Here is a 21,448-nt window from a genome sequence, read left to right as displayed (position 1 = left end):
TGGAGGCTCTTCATGAGCGCTGTAAACACGCCTGCTGGTTTTTCCGATTTCAAGGTCGCCGACATTTCCCTGGCCGACTGGGGCCGCAAGGAGGTCATCATCGCCGAGTCGGAAATGCCGGCGCTGATGGGCCTGCGCCGCAAATATCAGGCTGAGCAACCGCTCAAGGGCGCACGCATCCTCGGCTGCATCCACATGACCATCCAGACCGCCGTGCTCATCGAGACCCTGGTCGCGCTGGGCGCCGAAGTGCGCTGGTCGTCCTGCAACATCTTCTCCACCCAGGACCAGGCCGCTGCCGCCATCGCCGCTGCGGGCATCCCGGTGTTCGCCTGGAAAGGCGAGACCGAGCAGGAATACGAGTGGTGCATCGAGCAGACCATCCTCAAGGACGGTCAGCCATGGGACGCCAACATGGTGCTGGACGACGGCGGTGACCTGACCGAAATCCTGCACAAGAAATACCCGGCCATGCTGGCCAAGATCCACGGCGTCACCGAAGAGACCACCACCGGCGTGCACCGCCTGCTGGACATGCTGGCCAAGGGCGAGCTGAAAGTCCCGGCGATCAACGTCAACGACTCGGTCACCAAGAGCAAGAACGACAACAAGTACGGCTGCCGTCACAGCCTGAACGACGCCATCAAGCGCGGCACCGACCACCTGCTGTCGGGCAAGCAGGCCCTGGTGATCGGCTACGGTGATGTGGGCAAGGGCTCGGCCCAGTCGCTGCGTCAGGAAGGCATGATCGTCAAGGTCACCGAAGTCGACCCGATCTGCGCGATGCAGGCGTGCATGGACGGCTTCGAAGTGGTCTCGCCGTTTAAAGACGGCATCAACACCGGCACCGAAGCCGGTATCGACAAAGACCTGCTGGGCCGCATCGACCTGATCGTCACCACCACCGGTAACGTCAACGTGTGCGACGCCAACATGCTCAAGGCCCTGAAGAAGCGCGCCGTGGTCTGCAACATCGGTCACTTCGACAACGAGATCGACACCGCCTTCATGCGCAAGAACTGGGCATGGGAAGAGGTCAAGCCTCAGGTGCACAAGATCCACCGCACCGGCGCCGGCACCTTCGATCCGCAGAACGACGACTACCTGATCCTGCTGGCCGAAGGCCGTCTGGTGAACCTGGGCAACGCCACCGGCCACCCGAGCCGGATCATGGACGGCTCGTTCGCCAACCAGGTGCTGGCGCAGATCTTCCTGTTCGAGCAGAAGTTCGCCGACCTGAGCGCCGAGAAGAAGGCCCAGCGCCTGACCGTCGAAGTGCTGCCCAAGAAGCTCGACGAAGAAGTGGCCCTGGAAATGGTCCGCGGCTTCGGCGGCGTGGTCACCCAACTGACACCGCAGCAGGCCGAGTACATCGGCGTGACCGTCGAAGGTCCGTTCAAGCCGGACGCTTACCGCTACTAAGCGGCAAGCCTTGAGCTTCAAGCGGCAAGCAAGGGCGGCGCGCGTGGTTGCCGCGTGAAGCTGCTGCGCTTGGATCTTGATCATGCTACGCCAGGTCGGCCATCACCGAACTGGCGTCCACTTGCAGCTTGAAGCTCGACGCTTGAAGCTGAGGAACCAGAGATGTCACAAGAACGCCGTTACAGCTTCGAGTTCTTCCCGACCAAGACCGACGCCGGCCATGAAAAGCTCATGGCCGTCGCCCGTCAATTGGCGACCTACAACCCCGACTTCTTTTCCTGCACCTACGGCGCCGGCGGCTCGACCCGCGACCGCACGCTCAACACCGTGCTGCAACTGGAAAGCGAAGTGAAGATTCCCGCCGCCCCGCACCTGTCGTGCGTCGGCGACACCAAGGCCGAGCTGCGCGCCCTGATTGCCGAGTACAAGGCGGCCGGGATCAAGCGCATCGTCGCCCTGCGCGGCGACCTGCCGTCCGGCATGGGCATGGCCAGCGGCGAACTGCGCCACGCCAGCGACCTGGTCGAGTTCATCCGTCAAGAGACCGGTGATCACTTCCACCTGGAAGTGGCTGCCTACCCCGAGATGCATCCGCAGGCGCGCAACTTCGAGGACGATCTGGCCAACTTCGTGCGCAAGGTCAAGGCCGGCGCCGACAGCGCCATCACCCAGTACTTCTTCAACGCCGACAGCTATTTCTATTTCGTCGAGCGCGCCCAGAAGTTGGGAGTGGACATCCCGATCGTGCCGGGCATCATGCCGATCACCAACTACAGCAAGCTGGCGCGCTTCTCCGACGCCTGCGGCGCCGAGATCCCGCGCTGGATTCGCAAGCAGTTGGAAGCCTACGCCGACGACAGCGCCAGCATCCAGGCCTTCGGCGAAGAGGTGATCACCGCCCTGTGCGACGAGCTGCTGCAAGGCGGTGCACCGGGGCTGCACTTCTATACCCTGAACCAGGCCGAGCCAAGCCTGGCGGTGTGGCAAAACCTCAAGCTGCCACGCTGATCGGTCGCTGCGAGGCCGCTCCCCCAGGGCGTCAGCGCCCTTCAGGAGCGGCCCGCGCCGCTCACCGAATCTGCGAACGCGTGTCACTGGCGTTCGCCGCACAAACGCCTTACCCTCGCCTGATGTCCGCTTTCAACCGTCTGGTCTGCTTACTGCTGCTCGCCTGCCTGAGCCCGTTGGCCCAGGCCGAACGGTTGCGCCTGGTCAGCGACGACTGGGCGCCGTACATCTATCGGCAGTACGGGCGACCCGCCGGGATCGATCACGAAGTGGTCAGCGAAGTGTTCAAACGCCTGGGTGTCGAAGTCGATTGGCAATTCCTGCCCTGGAAGCGCTGCCTGGCGATGGTCGAGCAGGGCCTGGCCGACGGCATCATGGACACCTTTCACGTCGGCGAGCGTGAATCCTATCTGATCTACGCGTCAGAGCCGCTGTCGACGGTCGAGTTCGTGCTCTACCAAGCCAACGCCCGGCCGCATCCCGTACAGCGCCTGGACGACCTGGCAGGCCTCAGGATCGGCACCTCACCTGGCTACACCTATGGCAATGCGCTCGATGACAGCACGCGGCTGCACCGCGAAGACGCCCCCACCCATGAAGCCAACTTCGGCAAACTGATGCTCGGGCGTATCGATCTGCTCATTACCGATCGTCGTGCCGGCCGCTATCTGCGTCAGCAACTGGGCCTGCAGGACAGTGTCCGGGAGCTGCCGCTGGTGATCGAACGCCAGCCGCAATTCCTCGGATTGGCCCGCAAACCGGGCCGCGAAGCGTTGGCCAGGGCCTTCAGCGAAGAGCTGCAGCGGTTCAAGCTGGAACCGGCGTATGCCGCCCTTGCCGCCCGCTACACCCAGGCCGCCGAGGATTTTCTCGACACCGTTGAGCAGCACGATCGCAGCACGCCGCGCTAGCTCTGTTATACTCGGGCCTTCCCGCCCGGCTCACGCCCGGACGCTCGGCCTCGCAACAGGCATCTCGACCAGCAGCGACGCACCTCAGGTGCCCGCCCGCCGCCTCCCGGATGCGCAGTGTAAGCCCAGCTGGACCGGACGCGATCGCATCTCACCGATGCCCGTCGCGCCAGGCAGAACATCCCACAGGGCCCAGCCCACACGAGAACAGGATTGCCCATGTCCTTTGCTTCCCTCGGTCTCTCCGAGGCACTTGTCCGCGCTATCGAGGCTGCGGGCTACACCCAGCCCACCCCGGTGCAACAGCGGGCCATTCCCGCCGTGTTGCAAGGTCGCGACCTGATGGTCGCCGCGCAGACAGGTACTGGTAAAACCGGTGGCTTCGCCCTGCCGATCCTCGAGCGTCTGTTCCCGGATGGCCATCCCGACAAATCCCAGCGTCACGGCCCACGCCAACCGCGCGTGCTGGTCCTGACCCCGACCCGCGAACTGGCGGCGCAAGTCCACGACAGTTTCAAGCTCTACGCTCGCGACCTGCATTTCGTCAGCGCCTGCATCTTTGGCGGCGTCGGCATGAACCCGCAGGTCCAGGCCATGGCCAAGGGCGTCGATGTCCTGGTCGCCTGCCCGGGCCGCCTGCTCGACCTGGCCGGCCAAGGCAGCGTCGACCTGTCGAAGGTCGAAATCCTGGTGCTCGATGAAGCTGACCGCATGCTCGACATGGGCTTCATCCACGACGTCAAGAAGGTGCTGGCCCGCCTGCCGGCCAAGCGCCAGAACCTGCTGTTCTCGGCCACCTTCTCCAAAGACATCACCGACCTGGCCGACAAGCTGCTGCACAACCCCGAGCGCATCGAGGTCACGCCGCCGAACACCACCGTCGAGCGCATCGAGCAGCGCGTCTATCGCCTGGCCGCCAGCCACAAGCGCGCGCTGCTGGCGCACCTGATCACCCTCGGTGCCTGGGAGCAGGTGCTGGTGTTCACCCGCACCAAGCACGGCGCCAACCGTCTGGCCGAGTACCTGGAAAAGCACGGCCTGACCGCCGCCGCGATCCACGGCAACAAGAGCCAGAACGCCCGCACCAAGGCCCTGGCCGACTTCAAGGCCAATACCGTACGTGTGCTGGTCGCCACCGACATCGCCGCCCGAGGCCTGGACATCGATCAGTTGCCGCACGTGGTCAACTTCGAGCTGCCCAACGTCGAGGAAGACTACGTCCACCGTATTGGCCGTACCGGCCGCGCCGGTCGCTCCGGTGAAGCGATCTCGCTGGTCGCGCCGGACGAGGAAAAGCTGCTCAAGAGCATCGAGCGCGTCACTCGGCAGAAGATCGCCGATGGCGACCTGATGGGCTTCGATGCCTCGCAAGTGGAAGCCGAGAAGCCCGAGGTGCGCGAGCGCCAGCCGAACGCCGGTCGCGGCGGTCGCAATCAGCCGCGTGGCGAAGGCAGCAAGGACGGCAGTGGCGGGCGCAAGGACAAAGGCAAGGACAAAGGTCGGGCCAAGTCCCAGGCCGCCGAGAAGCCTGCCGACAAAGACGCCTCTGCCGACAAGTCGCAGGCCAGGAAGCAGGAGCCGCGCAAGCCGCGCGACAATCGCAAGCCTCGTCAACAGCAGGCCGGCCAGGGCCAGACCAGCGCGCCCAAGGCGCCTGCCGACCGCGACCCGGAAGAGTTCCTGGACGATGACGTAGACAACTTTGGTAACCGCGCCGACTACGTCAGCCCGTACCAGAACGGCAAGGGCCAGGGCCGCAATCGCCGTCCCGGCGGCGGTGGACAGGCGCAAGGCCAAGGCCAGCAGCGGGCAGGCTCCGGTCAGCCGCGCAGCAACAACGGCGGCGGTGCTCAGCGCCAAGGTGGTCAAGGTGGCGGTCAGGGCGCAGGCGACAAGCGTCCTCGCAACAACAACGGTGGCGCGCGTCGTGACGGTAATCCGGGACGGGGTCGTCGTGAAGACAGCGCGCGCCAGGAACCGGCCGTGCGCAACCCGCGCGAATCGCAGTCGGCGCCTGTGATCATCCGCAAGGAATCCAAGCTCGACCGTTACCCAACGCCTGAGCAATTGGAAGACGTGCCGAGCCGCCCACGGGGCGAGCGTCCGGCACTGCTGACCCGCAAGGGCTGACAGCAAAGAAGAGGGGCCGCATTTGCGGCCCCTCTCTCGTTCGGCGGGAAAAACTTACTTCTGCTTCACACCTTCCAGCGTGATGTCCAGGTCCAGCGTCTGGGACGTCGGGCCTGGGCCTTTGATGCCGAAGTCGTTCAGGTTCAGCGTGGTCTTGGCGTTGAAGCCCGCACGCTCGCCGCCCCACGGATCCTTGCCTTCGCCATTGAAGACGGCCTTGAAGGTGACCGGCTTGGTCACGCCGTGCAGGGTCAGATCACCGGTCACATCGGCGGTCTTGTCACCGGTCGATTTCACCGCGGTGGAGACGAACTTGGCGTCCGGGTACTTCGCCACATCGAGGAAGTCGGCGCTGGCAATGTGCTTGTCACGCTCGGCGTGGTTGGACCACAGGCTGGCGGTCTTCACATCGACGCTGATCTTGCTGGCTTCAGGCTTGGCGCTGTCCCAGCTGAAGGCACCGTCGAAGTCCTTGAACGTGCCGTGGATGAAGCTGTAGCCCAGATGGCTGATCTTCCAGTCGACGAAGGCGTGCTGGCCTTCCTTGTCGATCTTGTACTCGGCGGCCATGACCTGGCCGGCAGAGAGCAGAGCGGTACCGAGCGCCAGGGCGGCAAAAGTCTTCTTCAACATCCTTAGTTCCTTCCTTTGCAATTGAGGTTGAGGGTCAAGCCTTGCGGCCCAGCATGCGAATGAGGGTCGCGTCACGGTCGATGAAATGGTGCTTCAGGGCGGCCAGGCCATGCAGACCGGCGAAAATCACCAGCCCCCAGGCCAGGTACAGATGAATCACGCCAGCGGTGTCTGCCTGATCGGGCAGATTACTGACCAGCGCCGGCACGTCGAACAGACCGAAGACCGGGATGCCGACACCGTCGGCAGTGGAAATCAGGTAGCCGGCGGTCATCACCGCGAACAGACCCAGATACAGCGCCAGATGGCCCAACTTGGCCGCCACACGGGTGAATGGCCCGTGGTTGGCCGGTGCCGGTGGCGGCGGATTGAGCAGACGCCAGAGCACGCGCAGCACCATCACCGCCAGCAGCACCAGGCCGATGCTCTTGTGCAGGTCAGGCGCGGCCTTGCGCCATGGATCATAGTAGTCGAGCCCGACCATCCACAGACCCAGGCCGAACAGACCGAAGACGGCAAGCGCCACACCCCAGTGAAGAACGATGCTGACGGCGCCGTAGCGCGAAGCAGAATTGCGCAGTTGCATGGTGGCGGAATCCCCGTGAGAGCTGTGCACACGATAACGCACTAAGTATCGAAATAAAGAAGAAAAAACCGCTTCATATTATCGATAGAGTCGATTGATTATTCTGTAATCAGCCTATTAAGGAAACATTAACGCGAACGATTCAGTCCACCCCCGAAGCCCCGACGAGCGTGTCTCATCGGAGCCCCTGGACGACGTTGGCGTCAGTTGGCTTGGGTAGCGGTGTCAGCAGCCGGCTGCTTCTTCACCGGCTCGGTTTTGCTCGGCGCCTTCTTCTTCGCCGCCTCGGCCTTGCTGGGTTGCTTGGCGGCAGGCTTGTGGGCCGGCGCGTGCTTCACGGCGGCCTTGGCCGGTGCCGGCTTGGCGGCAGCGGGTTTGCTGGTTGCCTTGACCGGCTCCGGCTTCACCGCAGGCGCGGCAGCCGCAGCGGCCGGGGCAACGGGTTCGGCAGCCGGTGCTGGAGGAGCCGTCACAGCCGGCTCAGCGGCCTTGACGGCCGGTTGCGGCTGCGCGGCAGGCGCCTCGTCAGCACCGAACAGGCGCGAGAAGAAGCCCGGCTTTTCCTTGGCCGGCGCAGCCTCTGGCGCAGGCTTGGCGCTCGGTTCAGGCTTGGCAGCCGGCTTGTCGCCACCGCCGAACAGCCCGGAGAAGAAGCCCGGTTTTTCTTTCGCAGCTACAGCGCCAGCGGCCGCTGCTCCGGCTGCAGCCGCGACCGGCGCGGCCTTGGCTACCGGGTCGAACGACTTGCCCGCCGCCAGGTCCTCCACCTGACCTGCCGCACGCTGGCCGCTGCGCAGCGCGCCTTCCAACGTGCCCGGATACAGCGCGTCGGTGTGCTCACCGGCAAAGGTGACCCGCTGCATTGGACGTTCCCACAGACGCCAGTACTTGCTGATCTGCCCCGGGCCGTAGGCCAGGTAGGCGCCACCAGTGCCCGGGTCGGCGCTGTAGCGCTTGACCTCATAGCCGGTGAACGCGCCACGGGCCTGCGGATAGAAGGCGTGCAGGCGGATCAGCACCTGATCGACCATCTGCTTGTCGCCGAAGGCCTGCAGCAGGCGGGCGTTATCGCCGGACAGGTTGATCACCAGGTTCGCCCCGCCCTTGAGCGCCGGCTCGACCCACAGCATGCCGAGACCGGCGTTGCTGAAGATCTCGCCCGACATCCGCGCGCGGCTTTCCCACACCGGATTCTTGAACTTGAGCAGCAACTGGTCGCGCCAGCCATAGTTGGTGCCCTTGAGCGCAGCCATGTGCTGGGCGTCCAGGCCTGGGGTCATCTGGATCTTCGCCAGCGCCCGCAGCGGCACGGCCAGTACCAGGTAGTCGGCCTGATAGCCGACGGCACCGACCTTCACCGTCACGCCGTCCTTGTCCTGGACGATGGCAGTGACCGGCGAATGGGTCTTGAGGGTCTTGAGCTGCTTGACGAAGGCCTGGGCCAGCACTGGGCTGCCGCCGGGCAAGCGCGCCGCACGCAGGTCACGATCGCCGACACCCCGGTACACCCGCGCCTGCTGGGCGAAGTACAGCAGCGACAGGCGCGAAGGCTCGTCGTAACGGGTGCGGATTTCCTGATTGATCAACTGACGCGCAGTGGCGGGCAGTTGCAGCTTGTCGAGCCAGGCCGACACGTTGATCTGGTCGAGGGCGAACAGCGTGCTGCTGGCCGCAGGGTTGAGCGGGTCGTCGATGGAGCGGGCGAGGTCGTCGAGGGTCTTCTCGTAGCGCTTGATCGCGTCGGCCGTGGCGGGCTGCTTGATGGCCAGGTCGGCAGCGCTGAAGTACTCGCCGTCGATCAGGTAGCCGGGGGTACGCACGAACTCCGGCGCCGGCAGCGTATCGAGCTTGAAGCGTTGCAGGTACTGATTGAGCACCGGCTGCGCCTTGTCGTTGCCGATCCACTCACTGGTCGCCAGCCCCGAGCGTCCGCCCATGCTGTCCTTGGCCTCGAGCAACGTCACCTGCCAGCCCTTGGCCTGCAGCTCGTAGGCGGCCGTCAGGCCCGCCATGCCGCCACCGACCACGATGGCCGAGGGCGTTTTGTCCTTTGCCAGCGCAGTCGCGCTGGATGCACCTATCAACACCAATGCGCACAGGCGCACCCAAGCAGCAGCCATGTCGGCGAACTCCGGATCAGAAGCGAAATGTAAGTAGGGAGGGATTCCCCGGGAGGCGCGTGAAGAATACGTCAGGAGCCCTCGGCGCCGCCAGCGCGGCGCTATGACGTGAGCCAGACCAGGGCGCCAGGCAATCCAAGGTTGTCGCCACAGGTGCCTTTGCTTAGGCTTACGCCGTCCCAGGGTCTGTCTGGAAAGCATCTGTAGCGGGGAGCACACGCGCACGCGAGCCCCGTTTCAACGCCGTATGGGCGAGTCGATGCCGTTCAGACAGAGCCTAAATGCCCCGCCAGGAGATTTGCCCATGGGCCTGAATCAACAGTGGATGCAGCGCGACCTCAAGGTCCTGTGGCACCCCTGCACCCAGATGAAAGACCACGAGCACCTGCCGCTGATACCGATTCGTCGCGGCGAAGGCGTGTGGCTGGAGGACTTCGAAGGCAAGCGCTACCTGGATGCGGTCAGCTCCTGGTGGGTCAACGTGTTCGGTCACGCCAATCCGCGCATCAACCAGCGCATCAAGGACCAGGTCGACCAGCTCGAACACGTGATCCTCGCAGGCTTCAGCCACCAGCCAGTGATCGAGTTGTCCGAACGCCTGGTGGCCATGACCCCAGCCGGCCTGGACCGGGTGTTCTACGCCGACAACGGCTCGTCGTGCATCGAAGTGGCGCTGAAGATGAGCTTCCACTACTGGCAGAACAAGGGCCAGCCGGACAAGAAGCGCTTCGTCACCCTGACCAACAGCTACCACGGCGAGACCATCGCCGCGATGTCGGTGGGCGATGTGCCGCTGTTCACCGAAACCTACAAGGCGCTGCTGCTCGACACCCTCAAGGTGCCCAGCCCGGACTGCTACCTGCGCCCGGAAGGCATGGGCTGGGAGGAGCACTCGCGCAACCTGTTCGCGGTGATGGAGCAGACCCTGGCCGAGCACCATGCCAGCGTCGCCGCGGTGATCGTCGAGCCGCTGATCCAGGGCGCCGGCGGCATGCGCATGTACCATCCGGTGTACCTCAAGCTGCTGCGCGAGGCGTGCGATCGCTACGGCGTGCACCTGATCCACGACGAAATCGCCGTGGGCTTCGGCCGCACCGGCACGATGTTCGCCTGCGAGCAGGCCGGCATCCGCCCGGACTTCCTCTGCCTGTCCAAGGCCCTGACCGGCGGCTACCTGCCGCTGGCCGCCTGCCTGACCACCGATGACGTGTACCAGGCGTTCTACGACGACTACCCGACCCTGCGCGCCTTCCTCCACTCGCACAGCTATACCGGCAACCCGCTGGCCTGCGCGGCGGCCTTGGCCACCCTGGACATCTTCGAACAGGACCAGGTGATCGAGGCCAACAAAGCGCTTTCGGCGCGCATGGCCAGCGCCACCGCGCACCTGGTCGAGCACCCGCACGTGGCCGAGGTCCGTCAGACCGGCATGGCCCTGGCCATCGAGATGGTCAAGGACAAGGCCGGCAAGGTTGCCTACCCCTGGCAGGAGCGTCGCGGGCTGAAGGTGTTCGAGCACGCCCTGAGCCGTGGCGCCCTGCTGCGCCCGCTGGGCAGTGTGGTGTACTTCCTGCCGCCGTACGTGATCGCCCCGGAGCAGATCGACTTCCTCGCCGAGGTGGCCAGCGAAGGCATCGATATCGCTACCCGTGATCGGGTCAGCGTGGCCGTGCCCGCTGATTTTCACCCGGACTTCCGCGATCCGGGCTAACCCCTCGAGCCCACCGCCAGACCCTGTCGGCATGGCAGTTCGCCGCGCCGACAGCGGATGATGCCCACGCCCCTTTCGAGCCAAACCATGAGACTGTCCCGCTTCTTCATCGACGCCCCCCTGAGCCTCGGCGAGCACGAACTCCCCGAAGCCCAGGCCCATTACATCGGTCGCGTGCTGCGCATGAGCGCGGGTGACGCCGTGCAGTTGTTCGACGGCAGCGGCCAGGAGTACCTCGGCCAGTTGCTCGAAGTGGGCAAGAAATCCGTGCGGGTCGGCCTCGACCAGGCCCTGGCCGGTCAGCCGGACTCACCGCTGCACATCCACTTGGGTCAAGGCCTGTCGCGCGGCGAGCGCATGGACTGGGCGATCCAGAAGGCCACCGAGCTGGGCGTCAACGCCATCACCCCGATCGTCAGCGAACGCTGCGAAGTGCGCCTGAAGGACGAGCGCGCCGACAAGCGCCTGGCCCACTGGCGGCAGGTGGCGATCAGCGCCTGCGAGCAATGTGGCCGCTCCAGCCTGCCGACGATCCATGCACCGGTGACCCTGGCCGAGTGGCTGAAAGCGACCGACGCCGACCTGAAGCTGGTGCTGCACCCGGTGGCCGAGCCGCTGGTCAGCCATGCCAAACCCGCACGCCTGGCCTTTTTGATCGGTCCCGAGGGCGGCCTGAGCGAGCTGGAAGTGGAGCAGGCCAACGCCGCCGGTTTCCAGGCTGCCCGCCTCGGCCCGCGCGTGCTGCGCACCGAAACTGCGCCGGTGGTGGCGCTGTCGGTGGCACAGCAGCTGTGGGGCGACTTCTAGGCTCTGTCTGAAAAGTTCTGAAACGCCGGGGAGACAAGGCGAAAACAGCCGAGGAAGCGGAGTTTACTGGTTGTAAATGAGCATTCCGAGGCTGTTTTCAACGCAGGATCACCAAGTATCAGGGCTTTTCAGACAGAGCCTAAAGCCGCTCAGGCCACGTAGAGCGACACCGCGACGAAGTGCATCAGGCTGCCGGCGATGACGAACAGGTGCCAGATGCCGTGCCAGTGACGGAAGCGGCTGTCGAAGGCGAAGAAAATGATGCCGACGGTGTACAACACGCCGCCGGCCGCCAGCCAGGTGAAGCCAGCGGTACCCAACTGACGCAGCAAGGGATCGACCGCCACCAGCACGATCCAGCCCATGACCGCGTAGATGATGATCGACAGGATGCGCGCCTCGGAACGCGGCTTGATCTCCTGCAGCATGCCGATCAGCGCCAACCCCCAGACCACCCCGAACAAGCTCCAGCCCCACGGCCCGCGCAGGCTGACCAGGCAGAACGGCGTGTAGCTGCCGGCAATTAGCAAATAGATCGACAGATGATCGAGCTTGCGCATGATCACCTTCGTCCGCCCACGGGTGCTGTGGTAGAGCGTGGAGATGCTGTAGAGCAACAGCAGGGTGAAACCGTAGATCGAAAAGCTGACGATCTTCCACGGGTCGCCCTGCAACCCCGCGATGATCACCAGCCAAATGGCACCGACCGCCGCCAGCAAGGCGCCGAACAGGTGAGTCCAAGCATTGAAGCGTTCACCGTAATACATGCAGACAGAGACCTTTTGAAAAAGACGGGGTTCCGGTCTGAAGACCATGCCGCCAGATCGCGGGCAACCCGCGACCAGACCGGTAAAACGACAACTCTACCCCGCCCCAGGTTGCAGATCGGCGTCACGCACCAGGCGCTCCAGCGCCGCGAGGTCGGGAACGTGGGCCACTTGCTCGCCCACCTGCACCGCCGCCAGCTCGAACGGCCCCAGGGGCACGTCCACATAGTTGAGCTGGCTGTCGAGCTTGCACGAGCGAGGAATGCCCTGCAGCAGCAGCGCCAGGTAGCGCAGGCCGGTGTCGCCCAGGGCGTTGAGCACCACGATGCGCGCCCGCTCGCCGCACGGGGTCTGCCCGCCGCAGGCGGCCTCGAAGCCGATCAGCGGCAGGCGCTGCTGGCGCCAGTCGAGCCAGCCCATGTGCCAGTTCAACGCGAAGCGCTCGCACACCCAGGCACGCTCGCCGATCAGTTCGGCCACGGCGACGTTGGGCAGCACCAGGGTGCGGTCGCCCAAAGGCAGCAACAGCCCGGTAAGGCTGCTGCGCTGGCCGGCGATATGTTCAAGCATGGGGCTGGCTCCAGTGGGCGATGCTTTGCAGCAGGAGCGACTCCTGATACGGCTTGCCGAGGTACTCGTTGACGCCAATGGCCATGGCCCGCTCACGGTGCTTCTGGCCGGTGCGCGAGGTGATCATGATGATCGGCAGCGCGCTCAGACGGCTGTCGCGGCGGATCCGCGTCGCCACCTCGAAACCGTCCATGCGCGGCATTTCGATGTCCAGCAACAGCACGTCGGGACGGTGCTGCTCCAGCAGCGCCATGGCATCGACGCCGTCCTTGGCGGTCAGCACGCTCATGCCGTGCCGCTCGAGCAAGCGGCTGGTGACCTTGCGCACGGTGACCGAGTCGTCCACCACCATCACCAGCAACTGACGTCGCGGCGCCGGGCCCAGCAGCGGGCGTCGTCCGCCCTCGCCCAACGGCAGCCGTGCCAGGCGCCGTTGCTGGCCGCGCAGTTGCCCGAGCACGTCGAGAATCAGCACTACCCGGCCATCGCCCAGCAAGGTCGCGCCCGACAGCCCCGGCACCGCAGCGAACTGCGGCCCCAGGCTCTTGACCACGATCTCGCGGCTGGGTGACAGGCCATCGGCCTGGATCGCGAACGACTGCTCCTGGGCATGCACCAGCAGCACCGGCAACGGCACGCGCTGCCCCAACAGACGCGGACGCGCGACCGCCTGGAGCAGCTCACCGAGATAGCGCAGGGCATAGTCCTGGCCACCGTAGCGGTAGCGCGGCGGGTCCTGCTGGTAACAGGCTTCGAGCTCGGCGGGCGGCACCCGGACGATGCCTTCGATGGTGTTGAGCGGGATCGCGTACTGCTCCTCGCCCAGGTGCACCATCAGCGCCCGATTCAGCGACACCGTGAACGGCAGGCGGATCTGGAAGCGCGCGCCCTTGCCGGCACTGGACTCGATGCTCATCGAGCCGCCGAGCTGCTTGACCTCTTCATGCACCACGTCCATGCCCAGGCCGCGACCGGAAATCTGGGTGATCTTCTCGGCGGTGGAAAAGCCAGGGCGCAGGATGAACTGCAAAATCTCGTGATCGCTCAACTGCGCCTGTGGCGCCAGCAGGCCGCGCTTGATGGCCTTGTTGCGCACCGCCTCCAGCGGCACACCGGCGCCATCGTCGCTCATCTCGATGACGATGTCGGCGCCTTCGTGGAGCAGGTCCAGGTGAATGGTGCCCTGCTCCGGCTTGCCGGCCGCCAGGCGCACCTCGCGCGGCTCCAGGCCATGGTCCACGGCGTTGCGCAGCATGTGCTCCAGCGGCGCAACCATGCGTTCGAGCACGCTGCGATCGAGCTCGCCCTCGGCGTTGCCGACCACCAGTTCCACCTGCTTGCCCAGCTCGCTGGCCACTTGTCGCACCACGCGTTGCAAGCGCGGCACCAGGCGCTCGAAGGGCACCATCAGGGTGGCGGTCAGGCCCTCCTGCAACTGGCTGTTGATCCGCGCCTGCTGCTGCAACAGGCCCTGCGCCTCCTGGGTCTTGAGCGCCAGGGTTTCCTTCAGGTCGAGCAGGTCGGAGGCCGACTCGAACAGGGCCTGGGACAACTGCTGCAACTGCGAGTGACGGTCCATCTCCAGCGGGTCGAAGTCATCGTAGACATCGCCCTCGGCCTGCCAGCGACCGGCCATGCGCCCCTGGGTCTCGGTGTCCAGGCGCAGCAGTTGGTCGCGCATGCGCTCCAACGTGGTTTCCATTTCGCTCAAGGCGAACTGCGCATCGTTGACCTGCTGCTCGATGCGCCCGCGAATGATCGCGTGCTCGCTGGCCAGGTTGCCGAGGTCGTCGAGCAGTTCGGCATCGACCTTGACCAGGTCTGCAGGCGTGCGCTCCGGTGCCAGTGCCGGCGCCTCGGCAGGTTCGGCCTGAACCGTCGCCTGGCCCGCTGCGCTGTCGGTGAGGGCAGCGCTGGAGAAGTTGCGGATGTAGTCGATCAGCGCGGTCGCCGCATGCAGCGGTTGGCCCAGGCGCACGGCATCGATCATTTGCGCCACACGGTCGTGGCAGTTCTGCAACAGGCTGAACAAGGCCGGGGTCGGCGGTAGGCGACCGGCGGCGAGCAGTTCGTAGAGAAACTCGAGCTCGTGGGCCAGATCGCCGATGGCGGCGATCTGCACCATGCGCGCGCCGCCCTTGAGGGTGTGCAGGTCGCGCAGCAGGTTCTCCGCTTCGGCGCGATTGCGCGGGTCGGCCTGCCAACGGGCCAACGCGGCGGCGGCGCTCTCGACGATGTCGGAGCTTTCCTCGAGGAAAACCTCCAGCAGTTCCTTGTCGGCCGGTGCCTGTTCGTCATCGACCGGCGCGTCCAGGGGCAACTGCGACGGCGGGGCATGGCGAAACTCGCGCAGTTCTCCCAGCAGCGCCACCGCCGAGGCGGGCAGTTGGCCCTGGCGCAGGTCGTCGAGCATCTGCGCCAGCGCCGCATGGCTGCGCTGCAGCAACTCGGCCAGCGTGCTGTCGGCGCGCAGGCGGCGGTCGACCAGGCCCTCGTAGACCCGTGCCAGCTCCTGGGCCAGCACTTCGACCGGGCCGATCGCCGCCAGTTGCGCGCCGCCGCGCAGGGTCTGCACGTCCTGCTGCAGGGCCGACAGCGCCGAGACGCCCTCCGGCGCCTGCTGCCAGCGCTGCAGGGCCTGCTGGGCGCTGTCGAGGATATCGCTGGCTTCGTCGAGGAACAGTTGCACCACCGCCGGTTCCGGCAGGTCCACGGCCGCCGCCAGCGGCGTCACGCCGTCGGCACGAACCACACCGCTGGTGGCCGGGTCGAGCGCACCGTCGAGCAGCGCGCGCAAGGCGTGCTGGCAGTCGTCGGCTGGCGTGATGTCCTGCCCGGCAGCGATCTCGTCGAACATGTCGAGCAGCCGTTCGTGGGCCTGGCGCGCCTGGGCGAAAAAGCGCGCATCGGCCACCAGACGCCCTTCCTCCACGGCCCCGTACAGGTCGAGCAAGGCTTCGCAGAGCGCGTCCACCTGCCAGAAATCGGCCAGGTGGGCGGCGTGGCCCAGGGTGGTCAATTCGTCCAGCAAGGTCTCCAGCGCCTGGCCCTCGCGAGGGTGCTCCTGCCAGCGCGACAGCAGCGATTCGGCATCGAGCAGGCTGTCCATGCCTTGGGCCAGGAAGCTGGCGATGATCTGTGGGTCGCGGCGTACGCGGCGCGCGTGCGCCGGCTCGTGCTGCAATGCAGCCAGGCGCGCATCCACCGCCTCGCCCACCTGTTCGATCAGGGCGGCGGCGCCGGGGATGGCCGCCAGTGGCGCACTGTCGAGCTGCGCCAGGCCCTGCCGGAACAGCGTGCCAGCCGCAGTCAGCGCGTCCAGATCGCTTACCTGCACCGGCAATTGATGCACTTTGTACTCGCGCGCCAGACGGTCGAAGGCAGTGGCCAACTCGGCGATGGGCATCACCCCGGCCATGGCCGCGCTGCCTTTGAGCGTGTGCAGGGCACGTTGCAGGGCGTCGGTGACCGCTGCATCCTGACCCTGGGCAGCAAGCAGAAACGCGTCGAGGCTGGCCAGGTGGCCCTGGGCTTCGTTGCGGAAGATCTCCAGCAACTGCGGGTCGAGCCCTTCGACGGTGCTGGGCGGCGGCTTATCGCGCACCGCCAGGGCATGCAAGTGATCGCCCAGCCGCTCAAGCTCCGCCAGGCGTGGCGGCTGACCGACGGCGAAATCGGCGAGCAGGTCGGGTAGATGCACGAAGGCTTGCTGCAAGGCCACCAGGCCCTCGCCGCCCAGCGCGACGCGCCCTTCGAGGGCGCGATTGAGCAGATGTTCGGCCGCCCAGGCCAGTTCGGCCACGGCCCGCGCCTCGACCATCCGCCCGCTGCCCTTGAGCGTGTGCAGGGCGCGGCGCAAGGCGATCAACGCCTCGCGCGGGTGATCGTCGGCGCGCCAGCGCAACCACTGGCGCTCGATTTCCGGCAGCAGCTCGCCGGCTTCTTCGAGGAACACCTCGCGCAGGGTCTCGTCAACGCCGTCCTGTGCGGCGGGCAGTTCACCCGCCTCGGTCTCGCCGCTGCCGCGCAGCCCCAGCGAGGCCAGGCGGGTGCCGGCCAGGTCGAGAAAATGCCCGGCATCGGCCAGCGGGTCCGCCACTTGCCATTGCAGGTAACACTCCAGCGCACTCAGGGCCTCGGCCAGCGGTGTGAGCTGCGCCTCGGGCGGCACCTGTTCCAGCGGCAGCAGCGCGTCCTGCACATGGGCCGCGCACAGGCCGAACAACTCGGACGCGTTCGCCAACATGAGCATGGCCAGCGCGCCGCGTACTTGCTGCAACAGGCCCGGCAACGGTAACAGGCGCTGACGCGACCAGTCGCACTCCAGGCAGTCGCTCAACAGGTCCTTGGCCTGTTGCAGCACCGACAGCGATTCTTCGAACACCCGCTGGCGGATTTCGCCCAGCTCGGCGCCGGGCATGCCGCCTTCCAGCCCTTCGGCCAGGCCGCCGACCATACCGTTGAGCGTCGCCTCGACGTACAGCAAGGCGCCGGCCACGTCCATCAGCAGCGCATCGCTGACCGCCTTCTCACCCTCGACCAGCGCCTGCAACGCCAGCACCTGGTCGATGATCACCCGCCGTGGCTGCTGGAAGCCGAGCACCGCCAGGGTGTCGGCCACGTGCCGCAGCGGCGCCAGCAAGCGTTGCAGCGGCTCGCGCGGGGCTTGGCCACCGGCCATGAACGGGTCGAGGCGCTCCTTGATGCGCACCAGGTCGTCGCACAGGGCAGTGATCACCGAGCGCAGGGCATCGCGCCCCTGACCGGCCTGCAACTGGTCGCGCCAACTGCCCAGCGACAGGTCGAGATTGGCCAGGTCACTGGCCCCGGCCAGGCGCTGCGCGGCCTCGCCCATCAGGCTGTCCTGGGCCAGCGCCTCGGCGCCACGGCACAGGCGCAACTGGTTGAGCAGCGGCAGCACCACCAGCGGCAGGTCGTGGCGCGCGCCGCGCAGGCGCTCGAGGTAGGACGGCAGTTGCTCCAGGCCACGGAACAGCGCGCCCAGGCAGTCGCCGCGCGGGCTGACCTGGCCGTCGAGCAGCGCCCGCCCGAGCTGTTCGAGCTCTTCGGCCAGGCGCGCGGCCCCCTTGAGTTCGAGCAGCGCCAGGCAGCCATGGACCTGGTGCAGGTTGTCCACCATCGGCGCCAGGTGGGCAGGCTCGCCCGGTTCGCTGGCGAAGCGTTCGAGGGCTTGGCGGGCCTGGGCCAGGCATCCGGCGATGGCCGGTTTGCTCCAGCTCAGGGCGACGGTGTCGTGGCGTGCGGGGTTCATGGGGGTGATGGCCATCGACGGCGCCTCAGCTCGGCTCGGCCGGCGGCGGCAGGGTGAACCCCGAGACTGAGCGACGCATCTCGCTGGCCATCTTCGCCAGGTGGCGGATGCTGTCGGCGGTGGCGCCGGAGCCGTGGGAAGTCTGTGCGGTGATCTGCTGGATCACCGCCATGGTGTGGGAAATCTGCCCGGCCGACGAGGTCTGCAATTGCGCGGCATCGGAAATGCTGTGGATCAGGTCGGCCAGGGTCTGCGACACGCCTTCGATCTCGGCCAGGGCCACGCCGGCGTCCTGGGCCAGGCGCGCGCCGCGCACCACTTCGGCGGTGGTCTGCTCCATGGAGATCACCGCTTCGTTGGTGTCGGCCTGGATGGTGCGCACCAACGCCTCGATCTGCCGGGTGGCCGACGACGAGCGCTCGGCCAGGCGCTGGACTTCATCGGCGACCACCGCGAAACCGCGACCGGCCTCGCCCGCCAGCGACGCCTGGATCGCCGCGTTGAGCGCCAGGATGTTGGTCTGCTCGGCAATGTCGTCGATCAGGCTGACGATATCGCCGATCTCCTGGGACGACTCGCCCAGGCGCTTGATGCGCTTGGCGGTGTCCTGGATCTGCTCACGGATGTTGTCCATGCCGTCGATGGTGTTGTGCACCACTTCGTTGCCTTTGTTGGCGATGGCCACCGAGCGCTCGGCCACCTTGGCCGACTCGTAGGCGTGGGCCGACACGCGGTCGATCGACTCGACCATGTCGCCCACCGCCAGCGACGCCTCGCTGATCTGATCGGCCTGGTGCTCCGAGGCCTTGGCCAACTGGCGCGCGGTGTTCTGGGTATCCTGCACGGCGGCGGCGACCTGCTCGGCACTGTGGTTGATGGTCGCCACCAGGTCGCGCAACTGGTCCACCGAATAGTTGATGGAATCGGCGATGGCCCCGGTGAAGTCTTCGGTGACCGAGACATTCACGGTCAGGTCGCCGTCGGCCAATTCTTCGATCTCGTCGAGCAGGCGCATGATCGCCTGCTGGTTGCGTTCGTTCTTCTGCGCCGTGTCGCGCAACTGGCGATTGGTGGCGCGCACCATCACCAGGCCGATGAGGATGATCGAGGTCAGCGCCAGCAGGCCCAGCACGTAGCCGCCCACGGTATCCAGGGTGCGTCCGGCCAGGTTCTCGAAGCCGGTGGCCAGGTGCGAGGCTTCGTCGAGCAAGGTCTGCGACAGGCTGAAGATGTTGCTCGCCGCCTCGCGCACGCGCTGCAGCTCTGGGGAGGTTTCGAGAATTTCGTCCACCGAACCGGAGACGAACTGGAACAGCTCGGCGATTTCAGCCAGGCGCGCACGGGCGTCGGGATCTTCGACGCGGGTCACCTGGATCGCGGCATTGCCGTCGAGCATGCCCTGCAGCACCTGGCCGAAGCGGCTGGCATCGCGGCCGAAGGTGTCGGCGGCCTGCACCGCCGCCTCGTCGCCGCCAAGCACGGTGTTGACCGAGCCGAGAATCCGCTCGGCCAGCAGCAACTGGCGCTGGGCCACGGCCACTTGGCTGGCCGGTGCGCCGCTTTGCAGCAGGATTTCCACCACTTTCTCGTACTCGACCTGCAACTGCGGCACGGTCTCGGCCAGGGTCGCCGCCACTTGATGCAACGACAACACGGTCTGTTCGCTGGCCAGGATGGTGTCGGTGTTGCGGCGCAGGTTTTCCCAGTCCTGGCGCACCGCGTCCATCTCGTCGCGCACGGTGGCCGGCGCCGGTGGCAGCCCGGTGGTCTTGTCGCCCTCGCGCAGGTACTTCCAGCGCCGCTCGAAGTCGTTGCGTGCATCGGACAGCAGACGGAACGCCAAGGCCTTGCCCGCCGCCGCTTCGGTGGCGTTCTTGGCGATGCGCTGGGACAGCACGCGCAGCTCGCCGGCATGACCGATGTACTGCTTGTCGTGGCTGGACTGGGTGTTGAGGTAGGCGAAGTTGGCGAACAGCAGCACGATCGACAGGATCAGCACCACGAACAGCACGGTGATCTGCGCGGTGCTGCGTGGACGCTGGGCCACCGCTTCCGGAACGACGGTCGGGGTGGGCTTGCTGGGGATCGAAGGGTTCACTGTCGCAGGGGCCTCACAACGCCACATCGAGAAAGCCTGGCGCCTGGGCCAGGGCGAAAGGGCTGAAGATCGCCCAGTTGTGCTCGCGGGGGAAATGCCCCTGTACGAACGGCGCCGCCGCGCGAATCAGCGGCTGCGGCGGCGACAGCGCAAGGCTGTCGAGGGCGAAATGCTGCAGGCCGACCACTTCGTCGACCAGCAGGCCGACGAACAGGTCGTCGTGGTCCAGCACCAGCACCCGCCGCTGCTTGCCCGCCGCTGCCGGGCCTAGGCCAAGAAAGGCCGACAGGTCCATCACCGGCAGCAATCTGCCGCGCAGGTTGGCCACCCCGCGCACCCAGGGCTGCACGCCCGGCACGCGGCTGCTGCGCGGTTCGCGCAGCACTTCGGCGATTTCCCCCATGGGCGCGACGAACCACTGCCCGGCGATGCGAAAACCGATGCCGCTCCAGTGCTGCAGGCGCGTGTCCTGCGGCGGCTGGTCGGCCACCAGCAGGCGGCAGCGGCGGTCGATGTCCAGCAGCAGCTCGAACGCGGTCAGCGACGCGCCCTGGGGGCGGGTGGTCAAGTGCCCAGCACTTCGGCCAGCTTGGCGATCAGCGCGTGTTCTTCCACGGGTTTGGTGAGGAAGTCGCGCGCGCCCTGGCGCGTGGCCCAGATGCGGTCGGTGTCCTGGTCCTTGGTGGTGACCATGATCACCGGAATGGCGCAGGTCTCGGGGTCTTTGCTCAACTGCCGGGTGGCCTGGAAGCCGTTCATGCCCGGCATGACGATGTCCATGAGCACCGCGTCGGGTTTTTCCTGGCGCGCCAGGGCCACGCCGTCTGCACCGGTTTCGGCCTTGAGCACCTCGTAGCCGTGCTGTTGCAGCCATCCGGTGAGTTTTTGCATCTCTGTCTGCGAGTCGTCGACGATCAGAACTCGGGCCATGCGGTTTCCCCATCAGAAACATGAAGACCGCGCCGGCGCGGCGCGGTCAGGGTGCGTGGTGTGCATGTTCGGCGAATCCGGGCACATGCACGCGGATCGCTTCGAGCAATTCTTCCTTGGTGAACGGCTTGGTCAGGAACTGGTCGGAGCCGACCACCCGCCCGCGGGCCTTGTCGAACAAGCCATCGCGCGAGGACAGCAGCACCACCGGGGTGTCCTTGAACAGCGCGTTGTGCTTGATGATCGCGCAGGTCTGGTAGCCGTCCAGGCGCGGCATCAGCACATCGACGAAGATGATCCGCGGCGCATGATCGACGATCTTGGCCAGGGCATCGAAACCGTCGCTGGCGGTGATCACCTCGCAACCCACCTCCCCTAGCAGCGTCTGGGCGGTCCGGCGGATGGTGCGCGAGTCGTCGATCACCATCACCTTCAGAGGTTGTTCCATAGACGTCTACCCGTGCGCAGGTGAGTGCAGGCGCG

At 66.3% G+C, this 21,448-nt stretch carries 16 protein-coding genes; 6 read left to right on the top strand and 10 right to left on the bottom strand.

Annotated features, from left to right (window positions below; all coding sequences use genetic code 11):
- Positions 1–12 precede the first annotated feature (12 nt).
- The 4 genes from ahcY (at position 13) to rhlE2 (ending at position 5,471) form a co-directional block, all read left to right on the top strand.
- On the top strand, positions 13–1,422 hold the full coding sequence (gene ahcY, locus Q6A47_RS11995; RefSeq protein ID WP_304484418.1) for an adenosylhomocysteinase: 1,410 nt from the start codon (positions 13–15) through the stop codon (positions 1,420–1,422).
- Between the two features lie 162 nt (positions 1,423–1,584).
- A complete protein-coding gene (metF, locus tag Q6A47_RS11990) occupies positions 1,585–2,430 on the top strand; it encodes a methylenetetrahydrofolate reductase [NAD(P)H] (RefSeq protein WP_039582760.1) in 846 nt (281 codons plus the stop codon).
- A 122-nt stretch (positions 2,431–2,552) separates the two neighbouring features.
- Positions 2,553–3,341 carry a substrate-binding periplasmic protein gene (locus Q6A47_RS11985; protein WP_116890010.1) on the top strand — a complete coding sequence of 263 codons (789 nt, stop codon included), beginning with the start codon at positions 2,553–2,555 and terminating at the stop codon, positions 3,339–3,341.
- A gap of 219 nt (positions 3,342–3,560) precedes the next feature.
- A complete protein-coding gene (gene rhlE2, locus Q6A47_RS11980; protein WP_039582759.1) occupies positions 3,561–5,471 on the top strand; it encodes an RNA helicase RhlE2 in 1,911 nt (636 codons plus the stop codon).
- A gap of 54 nt (positions 5,472–5,525) precedes the next feature.
- Here rhlE2 and Q6A47_RS11975 read toward each other — a convergent pair whose 3' ends face one another.
- From Q6A47_RS11975 to Q6A47_RS11965, 3 genes are all read right to left on the bottom strand, one after another.
- Positions 5,526–6,104, bottom strand: a complete 579-nt coding sequence (locus Q6A47_RS11975) for a YceI family protein (protein ID WP_029614547.1) — start codon at positions 6,102–6,104, stop codon at positions 5,526–5,528.
- Positions 6,105–6,138: 34 nt separating this feature from the next.
- The gene (locus Q6A47_RS11970) at positions 6,139–6,690 is read right to left on the bottom strand and encodes a cytochrome b (RefSeq protein ID WP_039582757.1); all 552 of its coding nucleotides are present in this window, start codon (positions 6,688–6,690) and stop codon (positions 6,139–6,141) included.
- A 203-nt stretch (positions 6,691–6,893) separates the two neighbouring features.
- Positions 6,894–8,810 (bottom strand): flavin monoamine oxidase family protein, encoded by a 1,917-nt coding sequence (locus Q6A47_RS11965; RefSeq protein ID WP_304484417.1) that lies wholly within the window; start codon positions 8,808–8,810, stop codon positions 6,894–6,896.
- A gap of 304 nt (positions 8,811–9,114) precedes the next feature.
- Between Q6A47_RS11965 and Q6A47_RS11960 the strand changes: the two genes are divergently transcribed.
- Together Q6A47_RS11960 and Q6A47_RS11955 are read left to right on the top strand one after the other, a co-directional pair.
- Positions 9,115–10,521 (top strand): adenosylmethionine--8-amino-7-oxononanoate transaminase, encoded by a 1,407-nt coding sequence (locus Q6A47_RS11960; RefSeq protein WP_304484416.1) that lies wholly within the window; start codon positions 9,115–9,117, stop codon positions 10,519–10,521.
- Positions 10,522–10,608: 87 nt separating this feature from the next.
- Positions 10,609–11,328, top strand: coding sequence for a 16S rRNA (uracil(1498)-N(3))-methyltransferase (locus Q6A47_RS11955; RefSeq protein WP_116887416.1), 720 nt, complete (start codon positions 10,609–10,611; stop codon positions 11,326–11,328).
- Between the two features lie 149 nt (positions 11,329–11,477).
- Here the strand turns inward: Q6A47_RS11955 and trhA are convergent, their stop codons facing one another.
- The 7 genes from trhA to Q6A47_RS11920 all read right to left on the bottom strand — a co-directional run bounded on the left by trhA (position 11,478) and on the right by Q6A47_RS11920 (position 21,413).
- A complete protein-coding gene (gene trhA / locus Q6A47_RS11950; RefSeq protein WP_304484415.1) occupies positions 11,478–12,095 on the bottom strand; it encodes a PAQR family membrane homeostasis protein TrhA in 618 nt (205 codons plus the stop codon).
- A gap of 96 nt (positions 12,096–12,191) precedes the next feature.
- The gene (locus Q6A47_RS11945) at positions 12,192–12,665 is read right to left on the bottom strand and encodes a chemotaxis protein CheW (RefSeq protein ID WP_039582751.1); all 474 of its coding nucleotides are present in this window, start codon (positions 12,663–12,665) and stop codon (positions 12,192–12,194) included.
- Entirely contained in the window at positions 12,658–17,952 is a 5,295-nt protein-coding gene (locus Q6A47_RS11940; RefSeq protein WP_304484414.1) for a hybrid sensor histidine kinase/response regulator, read from the bottom strand. Before Q6A47_RS11940 ends, Q6A47_RS11945 begins: the two co-directional genes overlap by 8 nt.
- A 10-nt stretch (positions 17,953–17,962) precedes the next feature.
- Complete coding sequence (locus Q6A47_RS11935; protein ID WP_116890006.1) at positions 17,963–19,984, bottom strand: methyl-accepting chemotaxis protein; 2,022 nt, start codon at positions 19,982–19,984, stop codon at positions 17,963–17,965.
- A 64-nt stretch (positions 19,985–20,048) separates the two neighbouring features.
- Positions 20,049–20,603, bottom strand: a complete 555-nt coding sequence (locus Q6A47_RS11930; protein ID WP_039582750.1) for a chemotaxis protein CheW — start codon at positions 20,601–20,603, stop codon at positions 20,049–20,051.
- Positions 20,600–20,965: a twitching motility response regulator PilH gene (gene pilH, locus Q6A47_RS11925; RefSeq protein ID WP_029614258.1), complete on the bottom strand. Its 366-nt coding sequence runs from the start codon at positions 20,963–20,965 to the stop codon at positions 20,600–20,602. The genes Q6A47_RS11930 and pilH overlap by 4 nt, the downstream gene beginning before the upstream one ends.
- Before the next feature lie 46 nt (positions 20,966–21,011).
- Complete coding sequence (locus tag Q6A47_RS11920) at positions 21,012–21,413, bottom strand: response regulator (protein WP_029614259.1); 402 nt, start codon at positions 21,411–21,413, stop codon at positions 21,012–21,014.
- Positions 21,414–21,448 lie beyond the last annotated feature (35 nt).

Origin of the sequence: Pseudomonas boreofloridensis, assembly GCF_030580795.1 — a bacterium.
GTDB classification, from domain to species: domain Bacteria; phylum Pseudomonadota; class Gammaproteobacteria; order Pseudomonadales; family Pseudomonadaceae; genus Aquipseudomonas; species Aquipseudomonas boreofloridensis.
Note: the sequence above shows the minus strand (reverse complement) of the source record. Positions and strands in the feature narration are given on the sequence as shown.